Below are 4,741 nucleotides of genomic sequence, written 5' to 3'. Positions count from 1 at the left end.
GGCTGCGAAATGTTCGGTCAGGGCAAAGCGCTGGCCTGCGCCCAGCTGGCGCACCGTGCCGGCACCGTCGAAGCGGACAAAGCCGCTTTCCTCGGCCTGCATGCGCAGTTGCGCCGCACGATCTGCGGTCGCAGCATCGGGATAGCGATAGGGCCCCAGAGCATCGGACGATTCGAGCGTCGGCCATTCGCCGGGCACCGCCGCGGCATTGGCCTGCGCCGAGGCGGCGGTCAGCGTCTTGTAGTCCCAGGACGAGACGGTGACGGCATTGGGTCCGATGCTGTGCCGCGTGGACCAGACCGTCATCGTGTCCGATTCCTCGGTCATGTCGGCACGATGGAAGCGGATGCTTGATTGGGGGCAGGGTGGGCGTTCGGCATCGTTGTCGAACACCACCAGCTTGTGGCGAGCCTGGCTGCCTTCTGGTTTGTCGTCTTCGCCCTGCAGGTGCTCGAAGCGATACGACAGGCCTTCCTCGGCCAGTAGCCGCTGCACAAAGTCGAAATCGCTCTCGCGGTACTGCGCGCAAATCGAGCGGCGGCGCAGCGGTTGCGAGACGGAGAACTGGAAGTTGGCGGCAGGGTAGTCGCGGAACACTTCCTCGACGATCTCCTGCACGGTCTTGTCCTGGTAGACGTAGCAGTCGACGCGGCCGCGCAGGCGTTCGAGCCAAGGGGCCACGGTGATCCGGTAACGGGCCAGGCCGCCGTCGCCGCCCATCGCCGCGCAATCGACGACGAAACCGTGCCAGGCGCGGTAGCGGCCGTCGGCCAGCATCAGCCGCAGCGTGATTTCCTGGCGCGCCAGTTCGACCGTATCGAGATGCGCGGACGGCGACAGGCAGTCGATCTCGATGGCGAAGGGTCGCGAGACCGCCTCGATCGCGGTAAAGCGCTCGACGATCAGATTCGCTTCGCGAAGCGGGGTGTCGAGCGCGATCTGCCGCGTGCCCTGGCCGAGCAGCGAGGCAAGTACGGCCGACGGCAGCGACGTGGTGGGCATCATGGCTACCTTGGCGAGGTGGTGGTTGGCGTCCGGCTTCGGAGCTCTCTCTGTGTCAGTGCGGCGCGACCAGGCGTTCGATCGGCATCCGCCTTACGGCAGCGAAATCGTCAGATGCGAAAAGCGCGGACCGAGCTTGATCACCTGCGAGTACTCCTGCATCGCGTCGTTGGTCTGCTTGTTCAGCACCGACGACAGGCCGAGGTAGCCGAGCAGCGCGATCAGCGCGAACACGGCGCCGAAGATCCACAGCGGCGTCTCGCGCTTGAGCGTGTGCGCGATCTTGTCGGGCAGCGGCCAATGCGGGGCGAACGGCGCGCGCTTGCCCTTGATCGCCGCGATCTCGTCGCCGAGCCGCGCGGTCAGGTAGGACAGCTTCTCCGGGCCTTCGAGGATGTATTTGCCGCGGAATCCCAGCAGCAGGCACATGTGGAAGACTTCCAGCGCCTGCAGACGCGGAGCGCCCTGTGCGCGCAGCGCTTCGAGCTTGGTGAAGAAGGCTTCGCCGGCAAGCTGCTCGCCGAACAGCACCAGCTGCAGCGGGCGGCGCTCCCAATCGGCGCGAATTGCGAAGTCCGAGGCGAGGATGGTCTCGTCGATGGCGGCGCAGAACGCGTACTTGGCGTCGAAGACATCGTCGGCCGACACGTTCAGGCGTTTGGCGCCACGGTCGAACTCGTCGAGAAACCCGCGTACCTTGGAAAGGAAGTTCTCGGCGCTGTCGGGCGGCTGGCCATTGCGCAGCAGGAACAGCATGAAGAAGCCGTCGTACAGCAGATCGAGCAGCGTGCGCGCGTGGCGCGAGGCGTCGCCCGAATCGGCAAAGGTGCTGGCCGCGCCGGCGGGGGCGTCGCCAAACAGCGAGGGCATCGAAGTGGAGCTCATGAGGTCACCGCGATCAGTTCAAGTTGAAGTTCCCGGATACCGGCCGGCGTATAGATGGTGATCGTGCCCGCCTGCAGCATGCGTTCGTACAACGGCCCGCGCGCCTCGACGGCGAAGTAGCAGGCCCCCGGACGCACCGGAATCGCCGGCGGCACCTGCGGCGTATAGGTCAGCGGCACGCCGGGCATCGACGACAGCACCAGCTTGTCGACGTCGTCAGGCGCACCGACCTTGAAGCGCGCGGGAATCGCATCGACCAGTTCGACGGTCGGCATGTCGGCCGATACGGACAGGTAGAAGCGGGTCTTGTCGTCGATCTTGCCGGAGTCGAGGCGGCCCAGATGGAACGATGGCCGCGATTCGTCGAGCGCAATCGCGAAATAGCGCGTGGAAATGACGGTATCGAGCAGCTCGCGCACCATCGTGTCCAGTTGCGCGAAGACCTTGCCCGGATTGCCGTGGTCGTAGACCGGCAGGTCGGCCAGCGAGTACGACTTGGAGAAGGTCATCAACGCGCCGGCGAGGCGCAGCAATTCCTGGAACAGCCGTTCGGGATGGACTTCGGGATGGTGATACAGGTGCGACAGCGCGGCGAACGAGGCATTGGCCGTATGCAGCAGCCAGAACGACGCGATATCGCCGGAGCGGAATTCGATGATGTTCTTGGTCGGCTCGCGATGGAAGCCGTACAGCGCATTGACCTTGGCCTGCAGCGCATCGAGCAGGCGGCGCAGCCGTTGATACAGCACGGCCGATGCGTTGATGGCCAGGCTTGGCGCGACAAAATTCTCGTCCAGCTCGAAACCGCCGGTGGCCGTGCGGCGCACGCGGACGATCGGCAGCGAAATATATTGGTCGCGCGGTTCCGAATCGGCGACCAGCTTGACCGCCTTCTTCAGATAGGTGATCGATGCCGGCTCTGCTTCGGTAAACAGATCGGCGGTGTCGCGCTGGTGGCCGACGAAGCGGGAAGAGGGCGAGCCTTCGCTGGCTTCGCGGTAGTTGCCGCCGAAATCGCGCAGCGGATAGAGCGCGAGATGGAACGTCGATTCGGAAACGCCGGCCGGCAGATTGGCCAGGGCGAGCGGCGCCGGTAATTCGTCCGATTGCGGCGCGCAATACCATTCGCCATCGGGAAAGAACAGCGACAGTTCGCTGATGCGCAGAATGCCGCTGGCGAGTGCGTCGGTATCGAAGCGGGCGTGGCGCACCCCCCAGGCGTAGGGTTGGATCGCCTGCGCGGTGGCGTGCAGCCGCGCCTCGTGATAGGCGTCCTGCTGCTGGAAATGCTGCGGGCGAAGGAATAGACCTTCGCCCCAGAGGATCTTGGCGGAATCGCTCACAATTAGCCTTGTATAGCCTTGTTGTCTTTCTTGTCCCGATCGGCGCGGCCGCGGGCAATGGATGCCATCATGGCTGCGCTCTCACGCCCGGCAACTGGTCGGCGACAGCAGGTGCAGCGAGGACCGCGGCACGCCATCGCTGGGCGTCAGCGGCTCGCCCGCGGTCAGCGTCATCGCGCAGGCATGCAGGCCGATCGTGATACCGGACTCCTCTCCCTTTGCTGCATCGAAGGCGAATTTCCAGCGCTGCGGCGCCGGACTGCGGAACAAGGCGACCACCCCGATTGCACCCGCTTCGCGCGAGACTTTTTCCATCACGTCATAACGCTGACCCGGAATCAGCGTGATTTCGCGAACGTTGACCAATTCGGAACCGAGCACCTGCTTTTCGCGTGCCGGATCGACAAAGGCGTCGAAGGGCGCCTGCATAAAGGCGGTCGATTCCTTTAAGGTGTAAACCCGTACCACCAATGCCGCGGCGCGGTTGTCATTGGCCGCATTCAGGTTATTGCCGGCATAAAGCCGCAATGGTACCTGCCGCGGCGGCTTTTGCGCATCCGGTACGTTGGTAGGCTTGATTCCCAACGCTTCCAGCGCTCCACCGGCTGCGCCGGCCAGCACTTGCGTACCAACGGAGCATGACGCCAGCGTGACGACGGCCAGCCCGGCCAGTGCTATCCGGGGTTTTATAAAGAATTGTAAAAAAGTCATACAAATCGGATTCTTCTTATTGGCCTGTGCTATGTGGCGGGCGACCCTGACGTCTGGCGGCGGTGTTATGTAATGGCTTGCACAACGATGCATTGCCGCACGAAAACCAGAGTTCAGTTTCATTTAATTCACTGTCTGGAACCTACCCTCGGTATGGTTGTCAGCGGCGACGCGCAGAGTGTACTATTGCGCGCCGATTGGGCCAATATCGCTTACCAATCAATTACTCCGCTTTGTTTTATCCAGCGCGGAGAAGGCATTGAACAATACGTCAACAACAAAGCCACGCGACGGTCAGAGCCATGATCCCTTTTCGCTTTTCACGATCTTTTGCAATTGCCATTGGTGCCGCCGCATTGTTTTCCGGTTGCGCCTCTACAGGGAGCACCTCGGGTCCGCAATCGGAAGAGGCATTCACGCAAAGCATGGCGCAGGCCGACGCGGCCCTGAAGGGTGGCCAGCGTGAACAGGCGGTGAGCCTGTACGAAGAGATCGCGAAGGCGAACCCCGCTCGCCAGGAGCCGTGGTCGCAGATCGCGCAGATCCAGTACGCCGACGAGAAATATCCGCAGGCCATCCTCGCTGCCGAAGAGGCACTGCAGCGCGACAGCAACGATCGCAAGGCGAAGAGCATCCTGGCCGTCAGCGGCCTGCGCGTAGCGCGCCGCTCGGTGATGGAGCTGCGCGACGACAGCGCGCTGGCAGGGGACGTGCGCACCGATGCGCAGGTACTGGCCAAGATGCTGCGCGAAACGCTGGGCGAGCAGGTGCTGTTCCCCGAGGAAAAGAAGCCGCCGGTG

At 63.5% G+C, this 4,741-nt stretch carries 5 protein-coding genes; 1 reads left to right on the top strand and 4 read right to left on the bottom strand.

Annotated elements, in window-relative coordinates; genetic code table 11:
• From B551_RS13415 to tssJ, 4 genes are all read right to left on the bottom strand, one after another.
• On the bottom strand, positions 1-1,005 hold a 1,005-nt coding region (locus B551_RS13415; RefSeq protein ID WP_023264297.1), incomplete at its 3' end, for a type VI secretion system Vgr family protein.
• A gap of 90 nt (positions 1,006-1,095) precedes the next feature.
• Entirely contained in the window at positions 1,096-1,887 is a 792-nt protein-coding gene (gene icmH, locus B551_RS13410) for a type IVB secretion system protein IcmH/DotU (protein ID WP_043439532.1), read from the bottom strand.
• On the bottom strand, positions 1,884-3,230 hold the full coding sequence (tssK, locus tag B551_RS13405; RefSeq protein ID WP_006578249.1) for a type VI secretion system baseplate subunit TssK: 1,347 nt from the start codon (positions 3,228-3,230) through the stop codon (positions 1,884-1,886). The genes icmH and tssK overlap by 4 nt, the downstream gene beginning before the upstream one ends.
• 81 nt (positions 3,231-3,311) lie before the next feature.
• Complete coding sequence (gene tssJ / locus B551_RS13400) at positions 3,312-3,941, bottom strand: type VI secretion system lipoprotein TssJ (RefSeq protein WP_043439529.1); 630 nt, start codon at positions 3,939-3,941, stop codon at positions 3,312-3,314.
• A 302-nt stretch (positions 3,942-4,243) separates the two neighbouring features.
• On the opposite strand from tssJ, the gene B551_RS13395 reads away from it, so the two are divergent.
• On the top strand, positions 4,244-4,741 hold a 498-nt coding region (locus B551_RS13395), incomplete at its 3' end, for a hypothetical protein (RefSeq protein ID WP_043439535.1).

Source organism: Cupriavidus sp. HPC(L) (assembly GCF_000307735.3).
GTDB lineage: Bacteria > Pseudomonadota > Gammaproteobacteria > Burkholderiales > Burkholderiaceae > Cupriavidus.
This window is presented reverse-complemented; position numbering and strand designations above follow the sequence as displayed.

Excerpts from the sequence above, each read along its gene's own strand:
- tssJ (WP_043439529.1), bottom strand. The coding sequence starts at position 3,941 with ATGACTTTTTTACAATTCTTTATAAAACCCCGGATAGCACTGGCCGGG.
- icmH (WP_043439532.1), bottom strand. The coding sequence starts at position 1,887 with ATGAGCTCCACTTCGATGCCCTCGCTGTTTGGCGACGCCCCCGCCGGC.